The 19,211-nt window shown below is 69.5% G+C and carries 17 protein-coding genes, 2 tRNA genes and 1 pseudogene; 12 read left to right on the forward strand and 8 right to left on the reverse strand.

Translation table 11 applies throughout. The annotated features are described in order from the left end of the window. Window positions 1-151: 151 nt before the first annotated feature. Both ACTWPW_RS15635 and ACTWPW_RS15640 read right to left on the reverse strand, forming a co-directional pair. A complete protein-coding gene (locus tag ACTWPW_RS15635) occupies window positions 152-1,504 on the reverse strand; it encodes an ABC1 kinase family protein (protein WP_375113484.1) in 1,353 nt (450 codons plus the stop codon). Window positions 1,505-1,566: 62 nt separating this feature from the next. Continuing rightward, window positions 1,567-3,024, reverse strand: a complete 1,458-nt coding sequence (locus tag ACTWPW_RS15640) for a ThiF family adenylyltransferase (protein ID WP_443169102.1) — start codon at window positions 3,022-3,024, stop codon at window positions 1,567-1,569. Window positions 3,025-3,179: 155 nt separating this feature from the next. Here ACTWPW_RS15640 and ACTWPW_RS15645 point away from each other — a divergent pair, with 155 nt between their 5' ends. The 3 genes from ACTWPW_RS15645 (at window position 3,180) to ACTWPW_RS15655 (ending at window position 5,174) form a co-directional block, all read left to right on the forward strand. Beyond that, on the forward strand, window positions 3,180-4,010 hold the full coding sequence (locus ACTWPW_RS15645; protein WP_443169103.1) for an enoyl-CoA hydratase/isomerase family protein: 831 nt from the start codon (window positions 3,180-3,182) through the stop codon (window positions 4,008-4,010). Window positions 4,011-4,077: 67 nt separating this feature from the next. Further along, a complete protein-coding gene (locus tag ACTWPW_RS15650) occupies window positions 4,078-4,593 on the forward strand; it encodes a M48 metallopeptidase family protein (RefSeq protein ID WP_364137078.1) in 516 nt (171 codons plus the stop codon). Beyond that, a complete protein-coding gene (locus ACTWPW_RS15655; protein WP_443169104.1) occupies window positions 4,590-5,174 on the forward strand; it encodes a DUF2064 domain-containing protein in 585 nt (194 codons plus the stop codon). Before ACTWPW_RS15650 ends, ACTWPW_RS15655 begins: the two co-directional genes overlap by 4 nt. Here ACTWPW_RS15655 and ACTWPW_RS15660 read toward each other — a convergent pair. The 3 genes from ACTWPW_RS15660 to ACTWPW_RS15670 are packed head-to-tail and all read right to left on the reverse strand — an operon-like array spanning window position 5,161 to window position 7,961. Continuing rightward, window positions 5,161-6,147 carry an endonuclease/exonuclease/phosphatase family protein gene (locus ACTWPW_RS15660; protein WP_443169105.1) on the reverse strand — a complete coding sequence of 329 codons (987 nt, stop codon included), beginning with the start codon at window positions 6,145-6,147 and terminating at the stop codon, window positions 5,161-5,163. The genes ACTWPW_RS15655 and ACTWPW_RS15660 overlap by 14 nt on opposite strands. A 33-nt stretch (window positions 6,148-6,180) precedes the next feature. Further along, on the reverse strand, window positions 6,181-6,741 hold the full coding sequence (locus ACTWPW_RS15665) for an NUDIX hydrolase (protein WP_443169106.1): 561 nt from the start codon (window positions 6,739-6,741) through the stop codon (window positions 6,181-6,183). Continuing rightward, window positions 6,738-7,961, reverse strand: coding sequence for a zinc-dependent metalloprotease (locus ACTWPW_RS15670; RefSeq protein WP_375113511.1), 1,224 nt, complete (start codon window positions 7,959-7,961; stop codon window positions 6,738-6,740). Before ACTWPW_RS15670 ends, ACTWPW_RS15665 begins: the two co-directional genes overlap by 4 nt. A 130-nt stretch (window positions 7,962-8,091) precedes the next feature. Here ACTWPW_RS15670 and ACTWPW_RS15675 point away from each other — a divergent pair. From ACTWPW_RS15675 to ACTWPW_RS15715, 9 genes and pseudogenes are all read left to right on the forward strand, one after another. Beyond that, window positions 8,092-9,166, forward strand: a pseudogene (locus ACTWPW_RS15675) (NAD-dependent epimerase/dehydratase family protein). Window positions 9,167-9,182: 16 nt separating this feature from the next. Then, complete coding sequence (locus ACTWPW_RS15680; protein WP_364137085.1) at window positions 9,183-9,608, forward strand: molybdenum cofactor biosynthesis protein MoaE; 426 nt, start codon at window positions 9,183-9,185, stop codon at window positions 9,606-9,608. Between the two features lie 10 nt (window positions 9,609-9,618). Further along, the gene (locus ACTWPW_RS15685) at window positions 9,619-10,665 is read left to right on the forward strand and encodes a YlbL family protein (RefSeq protein WP_375113490.1); all 1,047 of its coding nucleotides are present in this window, start codon (window positions 9,619-9,621) and stop codon (window positions 10,663-10,665) included. Between the two features lie 129 nt (window positions 10,666-10,794). Beyond that, the gene (locus tag ACTWPW_RS15690) at window positions 10,795-13,752 is read left to right on the forward strand and encodes a UPF0182 family membrane protein (protein WP_375113491.1); all 2,958 of its coding nucleotides are present in this window, start codon (window positions 10,795-10,797) and stop codon (window positions 13,750-13,752) included. Between the two features lie 57 nt (window positions 13,753-13,809). Beyond that, window positions 13,810-13,886: transfer RNA gene (locus ACTWPW_RS15695), tRNA-Met, on the forward strand. Between the two features lie 106 nt (window positions 13,887-13,992). Beyond that, window positions 13,993-14,069, forward strand: a tRNA-Met gene (locus ACTWPW_RS15700). A gap of 114 nt (window positions 14,070-14,183) precedes the next feature. After that, window positions 14,184-14,651, forward strand: a complete 468-nt coding sequence (locus ACTWPW_RS15705) for a group II truncated hemoglobin (protein ID WP_364137091.1) — start codon at window positions 14,184-14,186, stop codon at window positions 14,649-14,651. 9 nt (window positions 14,652-14,660) lie between these two features. Further along, window positions 14,661-17,156, forward strand: a complete 2,496-nt coding sequence (locus tag ACTWPW_RS15710) for a DUF4118 domain-containing protein (protein ID WP_443169107.1) — start codon at window positions 14,661-14,663, stop codon at window positions 17,154-17,156. Then, window positions 17,153-17,833 (forward strand): response regulator, encoded by a 681-nt coding sequence (locus tag ACTWPW_RS15715; protein WP_443169108.1) that lies wholly within the window; start codon window positions 17,153-17,155, stop codon window positions 17,831-17,833. Before ACTWPW_RS15710 ends, ACTWPW_RS15715 begins: the two co-directional genes overlap by 4 nt. Here the strand turns inward: ACTWPW_RS15715 and ACTWPW_RS15720 are convergent. The 3 genes from ACTWPW_RS15720 to ACTWPW_RS15730 form a co-directional block, all read right to left on the reverse strand. Next, entirely contained in the window at window positions 17,803-18,042 is a 240-nt protein-coding gene (locus ACTWPW_RS15720; RefSeq protein WP_375113494.1) for a hypothetical protein, read from the reverse strand. The two genes, ACTWPW_RS15715 and ACTWPW_RS15720, sit on opposite strands and share 31 nt — an antisense overlap. A gap of 6 nt (window positions 18,043-18,048) precedes the next feature. Next, window positions 18,049-18,180: a hypothetical protein gene (locus tag ACTWPW_RS15725; protein ID WP_443169109.1), complete on the reverse strand. Its 132-nt coding sequence runs from the start codon at window positions 18,178-18,180 to the stop codon at window positions 18,049-18,051. Window positions 18,181-18,339: 159 nt separating this feature from the next. After that, complete coding sequence (locus ACTWPW_RS15730; protein ID WP_443169110.1) at window positions 18,340-18,738, reverse strand: hypothetical protein; 399 nt, start codon at window positions 18,736-18,738, stop codon at window positions 18,340-18,342. Window positions 18,739-19,211: the final 473 nt, after the last annotated feature.

The raw sequence follows: 19,211 nt of genomic DNA on the forward strand, positions 1-19,211 counted from the left end.
ACTCCCAGACCCAGTACCCCCGGAACCGTCGGCAATCCCGGGACCGGCGGCAACTCCGGACTGGCGGAACCGCCGGAGGCGTTCTCGACCCGTGGACTGCCTGCACGTCGTGAGGACGGAAACGACCGGGGCGGGGCTGACGTAAGTGTGCTTAGCCGATGGCCAGGGGTTCGTCGTTGGGGTCGGGGTCGTGGTCGGGGTCGTCGGCGAAGCCGGGCACCCAGCGGATCACCTCGTCCCGGAACCGGGCCGTGGTGCCGAGCTGGCACAGCACGCCGATGCCCGCCGCATGGACCCGGTGGATGAGGACGTACGACGTCGGCAGGTTGAGCTGGCGGATCACGTTGGTCGGCCGGAGGTCCGTGACGCTGGCCGCCTGCGCCTGCAGCCACTCCCGGCTGAACGTGAACTCCTCCACCGCCGTCGGCTCCACGTACGGCGCGAGGAAGGCACGCAGGGCGTCAGGATCGATCTCGATGCCCTCGCGGATGAAGCCCTCCTGCCGCAGGCCGGCCGTGACGGTTTCCATGTCGCCCTGGTTGAAGATGCGCGTCAGCTGGCCGAACGCCTTGGGGTAGCCGTCCGGCAGCCGGTTGACGGCGCCGAAGTCGAGGACGCCGAGCTTGCCGTTGGCCAGCATGCGGAAGTTGCCCGGATGGGGGTCGGCGTGCAGCATCCCGACGCGGGCGGGGGAGCAGAACAGGAAGCGGACGAAAAGCAGGCCGGCCCGGTCACGTTGCTCCTGGGTGCCCTCAGTGATGATGCGCGACAGCGGTGTGCCGTCCATCCACTCGCTGACCAGCACCATCTCGTTCGCCGCCACCACGTCCGGCACGTGGAAGTCGGGGTCGTTGTGGAACTCCAGGGCGAAGGCGTGCTGAGCCTCTGCCTCCCGCAGGTAGTCGAGCTCCTCGGCGACCCGCTCGCGCAGCTCGCTCAGCACGGCCTTCATGTCGAGACCGGGCAGCAGCACGCCGAACAGCTTGCCCAGGCGCGCGAGCTGCGCGAAGTCGCCGAGCAGGGCCTTGCCCGCCCCCGGGTACTGGATCTTGACGGCCACCTCCCTGCCGTCATGCCACACGGCCCGGTGCACCTGGCCGATCGAGGCGGCCGCCGTCGGCTGGTCGTCGAACGACAGGAAGTGCTCCCGCCAGTCGTCACCCAGCTGCTCCGTCAGCACCTTGTGGACCGTGGACACGGGAAGCGGCGGCGCCGCGTCCTGCAGTTTGGTCAGCGTGGCGCGATAGGGCCCGACGATCTCCTGTGGCAGCGCCGCCTCGAAGATCGACAGCGCCTGGCCCAGCTTCATCGCGCCGCCCTTGAGTTCCCCGAGCACTTTGAAGATCTGTTCGGCGGTGCGCTGCTGCACTTCCTGGGCCACGATTTCCGCCGGCTTGCCGCCGATACGTTTGCCCAACCCGAGGGCGGCGCGGCCCGCGAAGCCGAGTGGAAGGGCTGCCAGCTTGGCCGAACGCGTGACAGCACGGCGCGGAAGATCGCTCACACTGATGCGCGGAACCTCGGCGAGATACCGCTTCCCCCCTTCGTGGTCGTCCTCTGAGCACGTCAGTCGCGGTTGGGTGCCATGACCATTCTTAGCGAATATGGATTGTTTCGCATACAACGACATTGCGGGTGGGCCCTCCACGACCGCCTTTTCCAGCGCCAATCAGGGGTTACGTCGATTGTGCCGTTGGTCACAGCGGACTCCCTGCCGTCGAGATGAGCAAGCGCATGGCCGACCGCCCCGGCCGCGACGGCGGTCGCGAGCGCCACGTCACACGCGATCTCGCCGGGCGGGTAGCCGCCCAACCGGGCGGTGACGATCGGCCAGTCGGGGTCCCGGTCGCGCCGCGTCAGGTCGAGACAGTGCAGGCACGCCGTGGTCCCGGGCAGGACCAGCGGGCCGACCGTCCCATGGCCCTCGAAGGCGGACACCAGGAGGTGGGGGATGCGCAAGGAGTTGAGGTCGTTGATCAGCACCCCGTCGAGAGGGGTGACCGGTGCCAGGATGACGAGGTCGGGGCGGTCGGACCTGTCCGCGAGGTACGGCCCACCGGCCAGCGCGTTCACCGTGGGTCGGAACGATTCGCAGGACCTCCCGGATTCCCCGGTGTCGTCGCTCGCCCGCTCGGTGGGATGCACCGCGGGCCCCACGGCTTGGGTCGGTGAGCCGGCTGCCTTCCGGGAGTCACGCCCCTTCACCGGTTCCCGTGGCCTCCTCGAACCGTGGTCGTCGTAGGCACCGCGCTTCCCCGTGGCGCCGGCTGCGGATCCGGCGACCCCTCCAGCCCTGCCGGCGGCGGGGGCTGCCTGGCCGGGTGGGGTGGTGACACCGGTACGGCGGCCTGGTCCGGTGGCTCCACGGGTCGGGTCTGGTGCGGTGGGTTCGGCGGGGGCGGTGTCGAGCTCGTCGGGTTCGGCGGATGCCGGGCCGCCCGAGGTGAGTCTCCTGACGACCGCGACCGCCGCCGCCTCACGGGGCATGCCGACCTCCGCCCACGTGAGGCCCCCGGGCGTGATGTCCGCCGGACGGGTCTTGCCCGGATCGATCACCCGGATGTTGCCCACCCCGGCGGCCGCGAGCAGGGCGACGACCTGCGCGCCGACCCGGCCGGCCCCGTAGACGCGCACCCGCGACGCCCGGCGGCGCTCGAACAGGGCGATCATGCCGTCCGGCGCGGTGGAGCCGAGGTCGAGGGCGTCGAGCTCTGGCTTGAGGCGGTCCCTCTCCGCCAGCGGGAGGTCGCGGAGAGATCCGGGGCCGGCCGCGGCGTCGTGGAGGGCGCCCTGGGCGGTGAGCTGGTCGAGCAGGGATCGGGCACGGTCCTCGTCGAGGCCGGCGAGGGCCGCGTCGCGCAGGACGGACTCCAGGTCGCGGGTGCCGTCGAGGCCCTCGATCCACTGGAGGACGGGTTGGGTGAAGCCGCTCAGCATGACTGCTCGGAGGGGGTGCACGCCGTATTGCATGGCGTGCTCGTCGCGGACGATATGCCGGAGGGTGGGCTTCACACGTGGCCTCATGGCGGGAAAGGTTTCCACGCCTGAACAAGATCCCGAGAGGGTTCCGCTGCAGCTGTGGATAACTACGGGCGGGGCGGCTCAGCCTGTGGACGAGCGGGGGCTCAGTGGAGGCGGTCCAGCCGGCTCACAAAGGCGGTGGGGAAGGGTGCAGGAAGGTGGTCGCGGGCGATCGAACGTGCGGCGGGCGGGTTACGCTTCCCCGCATGAACGAGCTCTTGGTTGATCGCAAAGACGACGGAGTCGTACTCATCACCCTCAACCGCCCCGACATGCGCAACGCCATGACCGACACCATGACGGCCCAGTGGCGCGAAACCATGTCCGAGCTGGCCGCCGACCGCGAGGCCCGCTGTCTCGTCGTCACGGGTGCCGGGACGGCCTTCTCGTCCGGCGGTGACCTGTCGTGGATCGGGGAGCGGGGCGCCGAGACCGTGCCGCGGCTGCGTGACCGCATGCTGGCCTTCTACCGCACCTGGTTGATGATCGCAGAGCTCGAGATCCCCACGATCGCCGCCGTCAACGGCCCGGCCGTGGGGGCGGGTCTGTGCGTGGCGCTGGCCTGCGACCTCGTGTACGCCGCCGACGACGCCAAGCTGCTGGCCCCGTTCACGTCGCTGGGGCTGCACCCGGGCATGGCGGCCACGTACCTGATCCCCAGGAGGGCCGGCGCGGGCGTGGCGCGGGAGATGTTGCTGACCGGTCGCAGCATGTCCGGGACGGAAGCGGTAGATAAAGGGCTAGTAAATCAATCTTTCCCGAAAAATGACCTAATGTCGGAAGTTCAGGGCATCGCGGCGAAGATCGCGCAGAACGCTCCGATTGCTACCAGGCTCACCAAAGTGGCCCTGAACCACGACCATCAGGACATGGAAGCCGCCCTGAGGTGGGAATCCTTGGCCCAGCCCGTGACCATGGCCTCCGCGGACATGATCGAGGGCCTGGCCGCCCATCGGGAAAGGCGCATGCCCAAATTCACCGGCTCTTAATCATCTGACCAGCAGAAACAACGTCCACCCTCTGTGGAATTTCGCCAGTCTCGGCTACCGTGCATATGTGCCCCCCGAGACAGTCGAGGTTCGTCGCAGTTCTCGTCGCCGGCGTACGGTCTCCGCCTACCGCGACGGCGACAAGACGATCGTGCTCCTGCCCGCCTGGCTGAGCGGCGAAGACGCGGATGAATGGGTGAGCCGGATGCTGGATCGGCTGGCCGCGAAGGAAAAACGGCGAAGGCCGACCGACGAGATTTTGCTGGAGCGGGCCAAGGAGCTGTCCGCGAAATACCTGGACGGCGAGCCCGACCCGGTGAGCGTGCGCTGGGTCGACAACCAGCAGCACCGCTGGGGCTCGTGCACCCCGGAGACCGGTACGATCCGGATCTCCACCAGGCTCAAGGGCCTGCCCGAGTGGGTCATCAACTATGTGATCATCCACGAGCTGGTGCACCTGCTGGTGCCCAGCCACGGGCCCAAGTTCTGGGCACTGGTAGAACAGTATCCCAAGGCGGAGCGGGCCCGCGGGTTCCTCGAGGGGTTCTCCGCCGCGGCCCACACGGCACCGGAGGAGTGTTGACCCGCATCGTCGCGGTCCTGGTGAGACAGCACATGGCGCAGGCAGCGCCACCGGGCGTCGATCCCAGGGAGTTCCTGGAGGCGGTGGCGGAGGACACCTACGAGATGGTCGCGGGCCTCGAGCTCGTCACCCCGGTGCTGATCACCAGCGTCCCCGGCCTGGACGACATCGTCTGGCCCGGCACCGAAGTGATCACCATCCCTGACGGCGAGCCGCTGAAGCTCACGCTCGGACGCCTCCAGGCCGACCAGGCCGCCGTGATCAACGCCGACGCCCCCGACCTGCCGCCTCTGCTGGTCGGCAAGCTGTTCAGGGAGCTGGGCCGGGCCGAGATCGCGATCTGCCCGGCGGAGAACGGCGGAGCCGTGGCCATGGCCTGCGCGCTGCCCCTGCCGGCCTGGGCGGAGCCCGATCTGGACGCGTACGACGTGGTCAAAGACCTGCGCGCCCAGGCCCCCGGCCCGCGCAAGGTCGCCACGACCCCGGGCTGGCACCGCCTGCGCACGCGCGAGGACGTCGAACGCCTGGACCCCGGCCTCGAAGGCTGGGAGAACACCAGGGCCCTGATCAGGGCACGGTGAGCTCGGCCAGCACGGCCCGGTGGTCGGTGCCCGGCACGTCGCGCACGCTGACCTCCCGCACCCCCACCCGCTGATCCACCAGCACGTGATCGATGGTGATGATCGGCGGCACCCGCTTGTTCGCCGGCCAGGTCGGGATCAGCCCGGCCCCCACCTGGTCGGCCGCGTCCTTGTAGCCCCGCGACAGCAGCCCGCGCATGGCGGCGTGGTCGAGCGAGGCGTTGAAGTCGCCCGCGATGATCCGCACCCGGTCGGCGGAGGCGGAGGGAAAGGCCGCCAGCGCCTGGTTCCACTCGCTGACCTGCGGGCCCAGCGGCGGGAACGGATGCGCGTCGATGAACTCGATCGGCCGGCCCCCGGGCAGCGAGATCAGCGCTGCGGGCATCTGGTGCCCGACCGGCGGCATCAGGTCCCACAACGCCTCGACCGGGTGTTTGGAGTAAATCCCGCTCCCGCCCGCGCTCCACTCGTCCTGGAGCACGCGATGCGGCATGAGCTCCTTGAGCCCGGCCGTGTCGAGGTCGGAGACCGCTCCGGGGGTCAGCTCCTGGGTGCTCAGCACGTCGGGGTCGAACTCGCGGACCAGCCGCATGATCGTCGCGATGTCGGCCCGGCCGAACAACATGTTGATCGTCATGACCTTGAGCGGCCTGCCGCCCGCGCTGTCCGCGGTGCCCAGCGCCCTGGGCAGCACGCTGAAGCCGAGCGCCGTCGTCGCGAGCAGCGCGACGGCGGTCGCGGCGCGCTTGCGGCCGACGGCGGCGATCAGGAGGGGGACCAGCGAGCCCGCCGCGGCGTAGGGGGTGGCGGTCATGAGCTGTGTGGGCAGCGAGCCCCGCTCCAGCCCGGCCACCCTGGCCACCGCCCAGGCCGCGAACGGGGTCACGGCCACCCAGGTCAACGCCGTTGCGGGGAACTTCCGGCGCTTGCGTACGGGTGTCACGATGGTGCCGCCGACCGCCGAAGTCTCCACACAAGCCCCCCAGTTGGAACGACCCAATGGACTCTAGCCAAGCACGCGTGCACCCGAGCTGAGCGCGGCCTGTCCACGTGCGGCCAACCGCCGCGTCGCCTCGTCGGACAGCTCCGGGATCTCGTCCACGGCGAACCAGCGCAGGTCGAGCGACTCGTCGCTCATCACGGCCTCGGCACCGGGAGGCGCCACCGCCGCGTATTCGACGTCGAGATGCCAGCTCTGCGGCGGATGGCACCACACGGCGTGCTTGTCGACCGCGAGCGGCCCGGGCAGCAGCTCAAGCCCGGAAATTCCCGACTCCTCCCACGCCTCTCGCAGGGCAGCCGCCGCGAGGGACGTGTCGGAAATTTCACAGTGACCGCCCATGGGCAGCCACATCTTGGCCTTCGGGTGCAGCGTGAGCAGCACCTTGGCGCCGTCGTGCGACAGCACCGCGGTCGTCGCCGTCAGGTGCCCGGGAACGCACTCGCGCAGCATCGCGTCGTCATGCGTCCTCAGGTGGTCGAGGAACTGCGTGCGCAGCGCCTCTTCCTCGGCGGTCGGCGCGGTCCACGAGGACAGCACCGCCACCGCGTCGGCGTGCAGGCTCAACTCTTGCCGCCCTCGCCGTCGTCATCACCCTCGTCGTTGGGCTTGGTGTCGAGCTGGGAGATGTCCCAGGCCGCCTCACCGCGTACGAACGCCTCGGGGTCGTCGAGATCGTCGGCCGTCGGCATGAGGTCGGGGTGGCCCCACAGCGCGTCGCGCCCCTCGAGGCCGCGCTCGCTCTCCAGCGCCCGCCACAGCGCCCCGGCCTCGCGCAGCCGCCTGGGCCGCAGCTCCAGCCCCACCAGCGTCCCGAACGTCAGCTCGGCCGGCCCGCCGGTCGCCCGCCGCCTGCGTACGGTCTCCGCCAGCGCCACGGCGGAGGGCAGCTTGCCCTCGGCGGCCTGGTCGACCACCGTCGCCACCCAGCCCTCGACCAGCGCGAGCATCGTCTCCAGCCGCGCCAGCGCGGCCTTCTGCCGCTCGGTCTCCTCGGGCTTGAGCAGGTTGCCCCCGCTCAGCGCCTCCTGGATGGCCTCGGGGTTGTTGATGTCGAGCCCGCGGATCTGCTCCTCGAGCGCCGAGGTGTCGACCGTGATGCCCTTGGCGTATTCCTCGACCGCCCCCAGCAGGTGCGAGCGCAGCCACGGAACGTGCTGGAACAGCCGGTGGTGCGCGCCCTCGCGCAGCGCCAGATAGAGCCTGATCTCGTCGGCCGGGATCTCCAGGCCCTCGCTGAAGGAGGAGATGCCGCCGGGCAGCAGCGCGGCCGTGTCGGACAGGGGCAGGCCGATGTCGGTGGTGCCGACCACCTCGCGGGCCAGCGAGCCGAGCGCCTGCCCGATCTGCTGGCCGACCATCATGCCGCCCATTTGCTTCAGCATGCCCATCAGCGGCCCGGCCATCTGCTGGGCCTCCGGGGGCAGCCCGGAGCCGCCGAGAGCGCCGCCCATGGTCTCGACCATGCGCTCGGCGATCGGCTCGCAGAGCTTGCGCCAGATCGGGATCGTGTTCTCGATCCACTCGGACCGGCTCCAGGCCTGCGGGTTCGACACGCCGCTGGGCAGCGTCGTCGCCTCGTTCAGCCACAGGTCGGCCAGGCTCAGCGCCTCGACGATCTGGCGGCGCTCGCCTTCCATGACACTCGGGTCGCCCTGGGCGACCACGGCGTGCCGGGCGATGTTCTTCGCCATGTCCCAGTTGACAGGGCCCGAACCCTGGGGCGCCGACAGCATGTCGGCGAACTGGCGCATCGCCTGAGCCATCTGCTCAGGGTTGCCGAACATGGCGAACGGGTTCTCGTTGGGGTCGTTTTCGCGACCTGGCAGGTCAGTCACCGCTCTACCTCGTGCAGGATGGAGGAGTCCACATCCGCCACGTTAGTCGTCCTACGGCGGATCAGTGCAAAGTGAGGACCTGGTGCCTACCTCGAAACGCCCGCGCCAACCCGTCGTCGCCGTAACGGGCGCGGCCTCCGGCCTAGGCCGCGAAGTGCTCGCAAGGCTCGTATCCTCCGCGGATTTCCGCAGAGTGGTGGCCATCGACGACGAGCGCGGCGACGTCCAGGAAGCCACGTGGAGGGTGATCGACGTACGAGATCCGCTCTTGGCGAACCGGATCTCCGACATAGATGTCCTGGTCCATCTGGCCGGTGACTACGCCGTCGACTCCGACCCCGGCGAGCGGCGGGCGTACAACCTGCGCGCCGCCCAGACGGTGCTGACGGCCAGCGCGGCCGCGCGCGTGCGCCGGGTGGTGCTGGTCACGAGCGCGATGGTCTACGGCGCCGCGCCCGACAACGAGGTGCCGCTGCCGGAGGACGCCCCCGTGGCGGCCGAGCCCGACACCGGCGTGGTGGGCGACTTCCTGGAGATCGAGTCCCTCGTACGCAGGTCGCTGCGCAGCCATCCGGGCCTGGAGGTGACCGTCCTGCGCCCGGCCGCGGTCGTCGGCCCCGGCGTCGACACCGTGATCACCCGCCACTTCGAGTCGCCCCGGCTCCTGACCGTCAAGGGCTGCAGCCCCCACTGGCAGTTCTGCCACATCGACGATCTGGTCTCGGCGCTCGAACTGGCCGCGCGGGGCGTGGTCACCGGCGTGGTGGCGGTCGGCTGCGACGGCTGGCTGGAGCAGGAGCAGGTCGAGGAGCTGTCCGGCATCCGCAGCCTCGAACTGCCGGCGGGGCTCACGTTCGGCACGGCCCAGCGCCTGCACCGCCTCGGCATCACCCCGGCCCCCGCGACCGATCTGCACTACGTCGTCTACCCGTGGGTGGTCGCCTGCGCGGCGCTGCGCGAGGCCGGCTGGAAGCCGTCGTGGACGAACGAGGCCGCAGTTCGAGCAACTCCTCGAACTGCGCGAGAAGAGGACGACCGTGGTCGGCCGGCGCCTGCCGGTCAAGGAGGCCACGCTCACCGCCGCCGGGGCCACCGTGGCCGTCATCGGCACCGCCGCGATCGTTCGCCAGGTGCGTAAGAAGCGCCGCTCGTAAAGGTTAGGCTTTTTCCGTGGACGTCATCCGCTTGCTCGGCATACGCGACACCCCGCTCTCCGTCGACGAGGTGCTGGCCGCCGTGGGAGACCACGCCGCCGGTGGCACCACGTTCTTCGTGGGCACCGTGCGGGAGCAGGATCACGGCAAGCCGGTGACCCGGCTCTCCTACTCGGCGCACCCGTCGGCCGAGGCCGAGCTGCGGCAGGTCGCGGAGAAGGTGGCGGCCGACTTCCCCGTGACGGCGCTGGCCGCCGTGCACCGCGTGGGCGATCTGGAGCTGGGCGACGCGGCCGTGATCGTGGCCGTCGCCGCGCCGCACAGGGGCGAGGCGTTCGAGGCCGCGCGCCGGCTGATCGACGATCTCAAGGCGCAGGTCCCCATCTGGAAACATCAGGTGTTCGCCGACGGCGAGACCGAGTGGGTCGGCGCCGGCGAATAGGCTCATCGACATGTCACGACGCGCCCTGACCCTGCTGCTCGCGGGATTCCTGGTCCTCGCGCTCGGGGTGACTGGCGCGTTCAGGCCGGTCCCGTACGTCGTGCTGAGCCCCGGCCCGACGGAGAACACCATCGGCGAGGTCGACAAGAAGCCCGTGATCTCGATCAAGGGCAGGCAGACCTACCCGACCACCGGCGCGCTGAGCCTGGTCACGGTGGCCTACCAGGGCGGGCCCGCCGCCAACATCGACCTGCTGACGGCCCTGCGCGGCTGGCTCGACCCCACCGTGGCCGTGGTCCCCCAGGAGACCATCTTCGCGCCCGACCGCACCCAGAAGGAGGTCGAGGAGGAGAACACGGTGGAGATGACCAGTTCCCAAGACTCGGCCACCGCCGCCGCGCTCACCGAGCTCAAGATCACCTTCCGCGCGTTCGTGCAGGTCGCCTCGACGGAGAAGGGCATGCCCGCCGACGGCAAGCTGCAGAAGGGCGACGAGATCAACTCGGTCGACGGCAAGGCGGCCAAAGACGTCACCGTCGTGGCCGACACGGTCAAGACGCACAAACCTGGCGAGAGCGTCGCCTTCAACGTCACGCGGGGCAAGGAGAAGGTCGACATCACCGTGCCGACCGTGGCCGGTCCCGAGGGGCAGACCCTGGTGGGCGTGAAGATGCAGACCGGCTACGAGTTCCCGTTCGACGTCGACATCAACGTGGGCGACGTCGGCGGGCCCAGCGCCGGGCTGATGTTCTCGCTCGGCATACTCGACAAGCTCACGCCCGGCGAGCTGACCGGTGGCAAGAAGATCGCCGGCACCGGCACCATCAACCCGGGCGGCGAGGTCGGCGCGATCGGCGGGATCGCGCAGAAGATGGTCGGCGCCAAGGATTCCGGCGCCACGATCTTCCTGACCCCCGCCGGAAACTGCGCCGAGGCCACCAAGGCCGTCCCTGACGGCCTGCGGCTGGTCAGGGCGGACACGCTGCACGACGCCGTGCAGGCGCTCGACGCGCTGCGCACGGGCAAGGGCAACGTGCCCGCATGCGAGGCCGGATGAAACTTCTGGCGATCGCCGTGCGTTAGTCGTAGGGCTGGCACCGCGGTGTAGGTTGCCAGACACGGACCGTTTCTTCATTACGACGAGGGGTTGGCCTTGAGCTTCCGGACCCCAGGAGCCGGCAGGGCAATGCGCTTGCCCCGCCGACCGCGACTGCTTCTGCCTGTGGCGATCGCCCTTGTGGCGATTGTTGCGCTGTTCTTCCTTTTTTCCGGTATTTACACCGACTATTTGTGGTTCGACTCGACCGGCTTCACCTCGGTCTTCAGCGGCGTGGTGCTGACCCAGATCGTGCTGTTCCTGGTCGGAGCGGTGCTGATGGTCGGCATCGCGGGCGGCAACATGCTGCTGGCCTTCCGGACCCGGCCGATGTTCGGGCCCGCGATGTTCGGCGGGGGCAGCGGCGCCGACCGCTACCGCATGGCGCTCGATCCCCACCGAAAGCTGATCTTCATCGTCGGCATGGGATTGCTCGCCCTCTTCTCCGGCTCCTCGTTCTCGGGGCAGTGGAAGACGTGGCTGCAGTTCATCAACGGCGCGTCGTTCGGCAAGCAGGACCAGTTGTTCGGGATGGACATCTCGTTCTTCATGTTCGACTACCCGTTCATCCGGATGGTGCTGAACTTCCTGTTCACCGCCGTGATCATCTCGATCGTGCTGGCGGCGATCACGCACTATCTCTACGGCGGGTTCCGCCTGCAGTCGCCCGGCGTGCACGCCTCCAGGGCGGCCCGGATCCACCTGTCGGCGCTGCTGGGCATCTTCGTGCTGCTCAAGGCCGTCGCCTACTGGATCGACCGCTTCGGGCTGGTCTTCTCCGACCGGGGCTTCGTCCACGGCGCCTCCTATACCGACGTCAACGCCGTGCTGCCGGCCAAGACCATCCTCGCGATCATCGCGCTGATCTGCGCCGCGCTCTTCTTCGCGGGCGTGGTGCGCCCCGGCGGCATGCTGCCCGGGGTCTCCTTCGGCCTCCTCGTGCTCTCGGCCATCCTGATCGGCGGCGTCTACCCGGCGCTGGTCGAGCAGTTCCAGGTCAAGCCCAACCAGCAGGGCAAGGAGGCCGCCTACATCCAGCGCAACATCGCGGCCACGCGGGAGGCGTACAACGTCGACAAGACCGAGGTCGAGACCTACAACGCGCAGGCCGACCCGACCAAGGTCCAGGCCAACGGCGACACCTCGGTCTCCGGCGTACGCCTGCTCGACCCGGCCCTGGTGTCCTCGACGTACGAGCAGACGCAGCGCATCAGGGGCTTCTACAGCTTCGCCGACTCGCTCGACGTCGACCGCTATCCCGACAGCACCGGCAAGCTGATCGACCACGTCGTCGGCGTCCGCGAGCTGACCAGCCCGCCCGAGGGCCAGAACAACTGGATCAACCGGGCCCTGGTCTACACCCACGGCTACGGCTTCGTCGCCGCGCCCGGCAACCAGGTCGACTCCAGCGGCCTGCCCGCCTACGACGCCAAGGACATGCCGGTCATCGGCCCGCTGGTGAACAGCACCAAGCTCAAGGAGTCGCGCGTCTACTACGGCGAGGACCCGGCCTCCGCCGAATACGTCATCGCGGGCGGCAACCCGAACACCCCGCAGGAGCTCGACTACCCGGAGACGGGCGGCACGGGCCAGAAGAACACGACCTACACCGGCCAGGGCGGCGTGCCCGTCGGCTCGTTCGTCAACCGGTTGCTCTACGCCGCCAAATACGGCGAGGCCAACATCGTCCTCTCCGGCGACGTCAACGACAACTCCAAGATCCTCTACGTCCGCCACCCGCGGGACAGGGTCCAGAAGGTCGCGCCGTTCCTCACGCTCGACGGCAACCCCTACCCGGCGATCATCGACGGGCGCATCCAGTGGATCGTCGACGGTTACACGACCTCCAACGACTATCCGTACTCGCAGAGCGAGAGCCTCGGCGACATGACGCGCGACACGACGACCGACCGCCGCGTGATCGCCCAGCAGCCGAGCGACAAGATCAACTACATGCGCAACTCGGTCAAGGCCACGGTCGACGCCTACGACGGCACGGTCAAGCTCTACGCCTGGGACAACAACGACCCGGTGCTCAAGACCTGGAGCAACGCCTTCCCCGGCGTCATACGCCCGGCCACGGAGATGAGCGCCGAGCTGCGCCAGCACGTGCGCTACCCGGAAGACCTGTTCAAGGTGCAGCGCTACACCCTGTCGCGCTACCACATCACCGACCCGGCCGCCTTCTACAGCGGCCAGGACTTCTGGAACGTCCCGGGCGACCCGACCCAGGGCGACAAGAACATCAAGCAGCCGCCCTACTACCTCACCACCACGATGCCGGGCGGCTCGCCGGCGTTCTCGCTGACCACGACCTTCGTGCCGAGGCAGGGGCCCAACCTGGCGGCGTTCATGGCGGTCGACTCGTCGGGCGGCTCCGACTACGGGCGCATGCGCATCCTGCGGATGCCGTCCAGCACGCCGATCCCCGGCCCCGGCCAGGCGCAAAACTCCTTCCAGAGCCGGTTCGCGGGTGAGCTCAACCTGCTCGGCGTGGGTGCCTCGTCGGTCCGTTACGGCAACCTCCTGACGCTCCCGTACGCAGGCGGCCTGGTCTACATCGAACCGGTGTACATCCAGGTGGCCGCGGGCGGCGGGCAGGAGCCGTACCCGATCCTGCAGCGGGTCCTGGTGTCGTTCGGCAGCAAGATCGGTGTAGCACGAACACTGGAGGAGGCGCTCCAGGAGGTCTTCGGCGGTGAGCAACAGCAACAACAGCAACAGCCGAGTGATCAGCAACAGGCCCAGCCCAACACGGCCAACGCGGCCTTGAACACGGCGATCTCCAACGCCAAGAAGGCCTATTCGGACGCGCAGAAGGCCCTGCAGGCCAGCCCGCCCGACTGGGACGCCTACGGCGACGCCCAGAAGCGACTGGAGGAGGCGCTGCAGGCGCTGGAGGGGGCGAACGCGCAGCAGCCGCAGCCGTCGCCCACAGCCTCGCCCACAGCGTCGCCGACGGCCTCGCCGGCAGCGTCACCGAGCGCCTCGCCGCCGGCGTCCCCGACGGCGTCGCCGACGGGATCGCCGACCGGAAACACGTCTTAGCCCATTCAGTTTGCGCCCACCCCGCGTCCCCGATAGCCTTAAGGAGCACGACAACGACGCGGGGTGGAGCAGTTCGGTAGCTCGCTGGGCTCATAACCCAGAGGTCGCAGGTTCAAATCCTGCCCCCGCTACCAGCTCGGAGGCCCGGGTTCCGGAAACGGAAACCCGGGCTTCTGTGTGAGTGGAGGGTTGCGGTCAAAGCACTCCTCCGGGCCTGTATAGTAAGTACTAACACACCGACGCGGGGTGGAGCAGTTCGGTAGCTCGCTGGGCTCATAACCCAGAGGTCGCAGGTTCAAATCCTGTCCCCGCTACCAAACGAAATCCCCGGTCGCCGGATCATCCGGCGGCCGGGGATTTTTCTTTTCCCCGGCACCGGAACGCCCGCGCGAGGGGTTGTCCGCCGCACAGCGCGGTGATTACATGATTACGTGACCGACAAGGCAGCACCGACACTCTACGAGTGGGCGGGCGGCACCGCGGCTTTCGAGCGGCTGACCGAGATCTTCTACCGCAGCGTCGTCAAGGACGACCTGATCGGCCCGTTGTTCGCGCACATGGACCCGGACCACCCGAAACACGTGGCGATGTGGCTGAGCGAGGTCTTCGGCGGCCCCGACCGCTACACCAGCGAACGCGGCGGCTACCCGAACATGCTCCGCCACCACCTCGGCAAGGCGATCACCGAGCCGCAGCGCCGCCGGTGGGTGAACCTGCTCATGGACGCGGCCGACGAGGCCGGGCTGCCCGACGACCCCGAGTTCAGGGCCGCGTTCGCCGGCTACATCGAATGGGGCACCCGGCTGGCCAGACACAACTCCCAGCCGGGCGCGACGCCACCGCCGCAGGCCCCGGTGCCGCACTGGGGCTGGGGGGTCGCGCCGCCGTACCAGCCTTAACCTGGAGGAATGGGAGGCAGGCCCAGAGGGCGGCTACGCGTCTACCTGGGAGCGGCGCCCGGGGTGGGGAAGACGTACGCCATGCTCAGCGAGGCGCGCCGCGCCCGCGAGCGCGGCAAGGACGTGGTCGTGGGCTTCGTCGAGACCCACGGCCGCGCCCGCACCGCCCGCCTGCTCGACGGGCTGGAGGTCCTGCCACGGCAGACCATGACGTACAAGGGCGCGACGTTCACCGAGCTCGACCCCGCCGCCGTCATCGAACGCGCCCCCACGCTCGCCCTGGTCGACGAGCTCGCCCACACCAACGTCCCCGGCTCCCGCAACGCCAAGCGCTGGCAGGACGTCGAGGAGATCCTCGACGCCGGGATCGACGTGGTCTCCACCGTCAACATCCAGCACCTCGAATCGCTGAACGACGTCGTCGAGCGGATCACGGGGGTGACGCAGCGGGAGACCATCCCGGACGAGGTGGTGCGGCGGGCCGACCAGATCGAGCTGGTGGACATGTCGCCCGAGGCGCTGCGCCGGCGGCTGGCGCACGGCAACGTCTACCTGCCCGAGCGGGTGGACGCCGCGCTCGCCAACTACTTCCGCGTCGGCAACCTGACCGCCCTGCGGGAGCTGGCCCTGCTCTGGGTGGCGGACAAGGTGGACGAGCAACTCGGGCGCTACCGTACGGACCACTCGATCGCGGGCACGTGGGAGGCGCGCGAGCGTGTGGTGGTCGCCCTCACGGGAGGGCCGGAGGGGGACACGCTCGTACGGCGGGCCGCCCGCGTCGCGGCCAAGGGCAAGGGCGCGGACCTGCTGGCCGTGCACATCACCAGCGCCGACGGGCTGACCACTGACGGGGACCCCGCCCACCTGGCGCGCCAGCGAGCGCTGGTCGAGGACCTGGGCGGGACGTACCACCAGGTGGTCGGCGACGACGTGCCACGCGCGCTGCTCGAGTTCGCGCGTGGCGTGAACGCCACCCAGCTCGTGCTCGGGGCGTCGAGGAGGAAGCGGCTGCTCACGCGGGGCGTGGGCGTCACGACGACAGCGCTGTCCGGGTCGATCGACGTGCACATGGTCCCGCACGAGGCGACCGGGGCGGGCCGCTACCGGCCGAGGTCGGGGGCCGCGCTGACCCGCAGGCGGCGGCTGTCCGGATGGGCGCTGGTGCTGCTCGGGATGCCGCTGCTCACGGCCGGGCTCCGCGTGACGGACCTGTCGCTGCCCAGCGAGATCCTGCTCTTCCTGCTGCTCGTCGTGGGTGTCGCCCTGACCGGCGGCATGTGGCCGGCGCTGACGGGTGCGGTGCTCGGGTTCGGGCTGCTCAACTGGTTCTTCACGCCACCGTTGCACACGTGGACGATCGCCGAGCCGGAGAACGTGCTGGCGCTGGCCATCTTCGTCCTCGTGGCGGCCATGGTCAGCACGGTCGTGGACCTGGCGGCCAGGCGCAGCAGGGACGCGGCGCGCTCGCGGGCCGACGCCGAGGTGCTGTCCACGCTGGCGGGTCACGTGCTGCGGGGTGAGGGGGCGCTGCCGTCGTTGCTGGCGCGGATGCGGGAGACGTTCGGGCTGAGCGCGGTGACCCTGCTGGAACGGGATGAGGAGCCCGGCGAATGGCGCGTCGTGGCCACCACCGGCGGGCTGCCCGCCACGAGCCCCGGAACGGCCGACACCGACGTCGCGATCGACGACCGGCTCGTGCTCGCCGCACGCGGGCGGCTGCTGGAGGCGAGCGACCGGCGGGTGCTGGAGGCGTTCGCGGCGCAGGCGGCGGTCGCGCTGCGCCAGCAGCGGCTGCGGGAGGCCGCCGACCGGGCCGAGCCGCTGGCCGAGGCCGACAGGATGCGTACGGCGCTGCTCGCCGCCGTGGGGCACGACCTCCGTACGCCGCTCGCCTCCGCCAAGGCCGCGGTCGAGAGCCTGCGCGCCACGGACGTCACCTGGTCGGACGAAGATCGCGCCGAGCTGCTCGCCACCGCCGACGAGTCGCTGATCAGGCTGAACCGGCTCGTCTCGAACCTGCTCGACATGAGCCGCCTCCAGGCCGGAGCACTCGGCGTGCGACTCGAACCGGTGGCGATCGAGGACGTCCTGCCGCACGCCGTGGACGACCTCGGCCCCGTGCGCGACCGACTCGTGAGCGACATCCCGCCGGACCTGCCGGAGCTCCAGGCCGACCCCGCGCTGCTCGAACGGGTCCTCGTCAACCTGATGGCCAACGCCGTCCGCTACAGCCGGGACGGGGAGCCCGTGCTCGTCAGCGCGAGCTGGCACGGCGAGTACGTGGAGATCCGGGTCGTCGACAGGGGCCCCGGCATTCCGGCGGATGCGCATGAAAGGGTGTTCCTGCCGTTCCAGCGGCTCGGTGATCGCCACAATCACGCGGGGGTGGGCCTCGGCCTGGCGCTCTCCCGCGGCCTCACCGAGGCGATGGGCGGCACGCTGGTCCCTGAGGACACGCCCGGAGGAGGACTGACCATGACGATCTCGCTGCGGCGGGCCACGTGACGCGCGTCCTCGTGGTGGACGACGAGCCGCAGATCCTGCGGGCGCTGCGCGTCAACCTGGCGGCCAGGCAGTACGAGGTCGCGGTAGCGCCCGACGGCGGCACGGCGCTGCGCCTGGCCGCCGACTGGCATCCCGACCTGGTCATTCTCGACCTCGGCCTGCCCGATCTAGACGGCGTGGAGGTCATCCAGGGCCTGCGCGGCTGGACGTCGGTCCCCATCATCATCCTGTCCGGGCGCGCCGACAGCACCGACAAGGTGGACGCCCTCGACGCCGGCGCCGACGACTACGTGACCAAGCCGTTCAGCATCGACGAGCTGCTCGCGCGGGTGCGCGCGGTGACCCGCCGCACGGGACAGCACGACGGGGAGAACGCGACGGTGCAGGTGGGTGACCACGTCGTCGACCTCGCCGGCAAGACGATCTCGGGAGGGGTACGCCTGACGCCGACGGAGTGGCACTTCCTGGAGATCCTGCTGCGCAACCCAGGCAAGCTGATCAGCCAGCGCCAGCTGCTGACCGAGGTCTGGGGCAGCTCCTACCTGAAGGAGACGCACTACCTGCGCCAGTACATGGCCCAGCTGCGGCGCAAGCTCGAACGCGATCCCGCGCATCCGGTGCACCTGCTGACCGAGCCGGGGATGGGTTACCGGTTCCAGCCGTCCTCGTCGACGTAGGGGCCGGGGTCTTCGAACGGGTTCACGTAGGTGTCGGATTCGCGTGGGTCCTCTTCGCGTACCCATCGGGAGATTCCCCGTGAGACCTCGTCGTCGATCTCGGCGATCCGGTGCCGGTAGGGGAGCCTGTCCTGGTACATGTCCACGAGCGAAGTCTGTGGATCGTCACCCATGTCTCGGCTGATGCGATAGATGTTGTCGTCTTCCATGGCTCTTCACGCCTTGCTGACCATCCGGACCGCTCGCTGAACGGCCCAGCCCAGCAGCAGGAGCCCGAAGACGACTTGCACGATGCGCATCCAGAGGGATGACCCATGATCGGCATAAATCACGATGCCGACCCACATCAGGCCAAATATCCCAACCAAGACGACTGCCGCCCAGTTCAGCCCCCGCTGCCACATATGCGAAGTCTTACAGGCGGTCCGCCAAGGGCGGGTATGTCGGAAGTCGGCATCGCGTCAGCGGGCGGCAACGACGCCTTGCCCGGCCGCGTGCGCAGGGGGCTATCGGGGAAGGGTGCGGCCGGTTCCGACGCAGCGGCGCAGGCGCATGCCGCGCGGGCGCTGCGGGACCGGCTGCTCCAGACAGGCCAGCAGCGCGGCCGCCGTACGGGCGTCGGACAGGATGCGATGCACGGCCTCCCCGTCCTCCGGCAACTGGCCGCGCTCGGCCAGCTCATGCTTGATGAACGCCAAAGGATCGGGCGCGTCCACCGTGTCGGCCGCCACCGTCGCCCGCGCCGCCGTCAGCAGGCGCAGGTAGTGGGTGCGCAGGACGGCCTCGCGCATGCGGGCGTGCTCCAAGTCGTCGATCAGAGTCCTGGCGACTCGCAGCAGATCTCCGGCGTGCGTCGCCTCATCGGCGAGGAACGCGCGGATGTCGTCGAACTCCGACCGGGTCATTGCGGCCACCTCCCAGAGCGCAGTCTGCTCGTAGGTACTTCGTATCTGGGGACGATTGCGGATGACTTGCCGACCGCTTGACCCCGGGTGTCGACCAGGAGGTCGATGGGAGAGGTTTGAGGGTCCGGTGGTGAGGGAAGAACCTCCTGATTACCTGAGTAGGCCTGAGTGGGTGCGGCAGGCTGCTAGAGTTGCTTCCCGCAGGGCGATCGAGGGGGCTCCCAGAGCCTCGAAGATGCCCGGCAAATCCCACTACCTTCAGGGTCATCCTTCGATGGTTTCGCATCTGTTCGGATGGGCTGGTAAGTTAGAGGGGTTGTCTCCGAAAGGGGGCGCGGCTTAATTCCTGCAGGTCGAGCGGGTCCGGTCAATTTGACAGGGACTTGAACGGCTGAAAGAATTAAGACACAACGAACGAAGCACAACAAAACGAAATGAGCGCCTCCGAGCGGGGACCGCGTGAGTGGTTCTGG

Origin of the sequence: Nonomuraea sp. KM90 (assembly GCF_052246675.1) — a bacterium.
In the GTDB taxonomy this organism is placed as follows: Bacteria; Actinomycetota; Actinomycetes; order Streptosporangiales; family Streptosporangiaceae; genus Nonomuraea.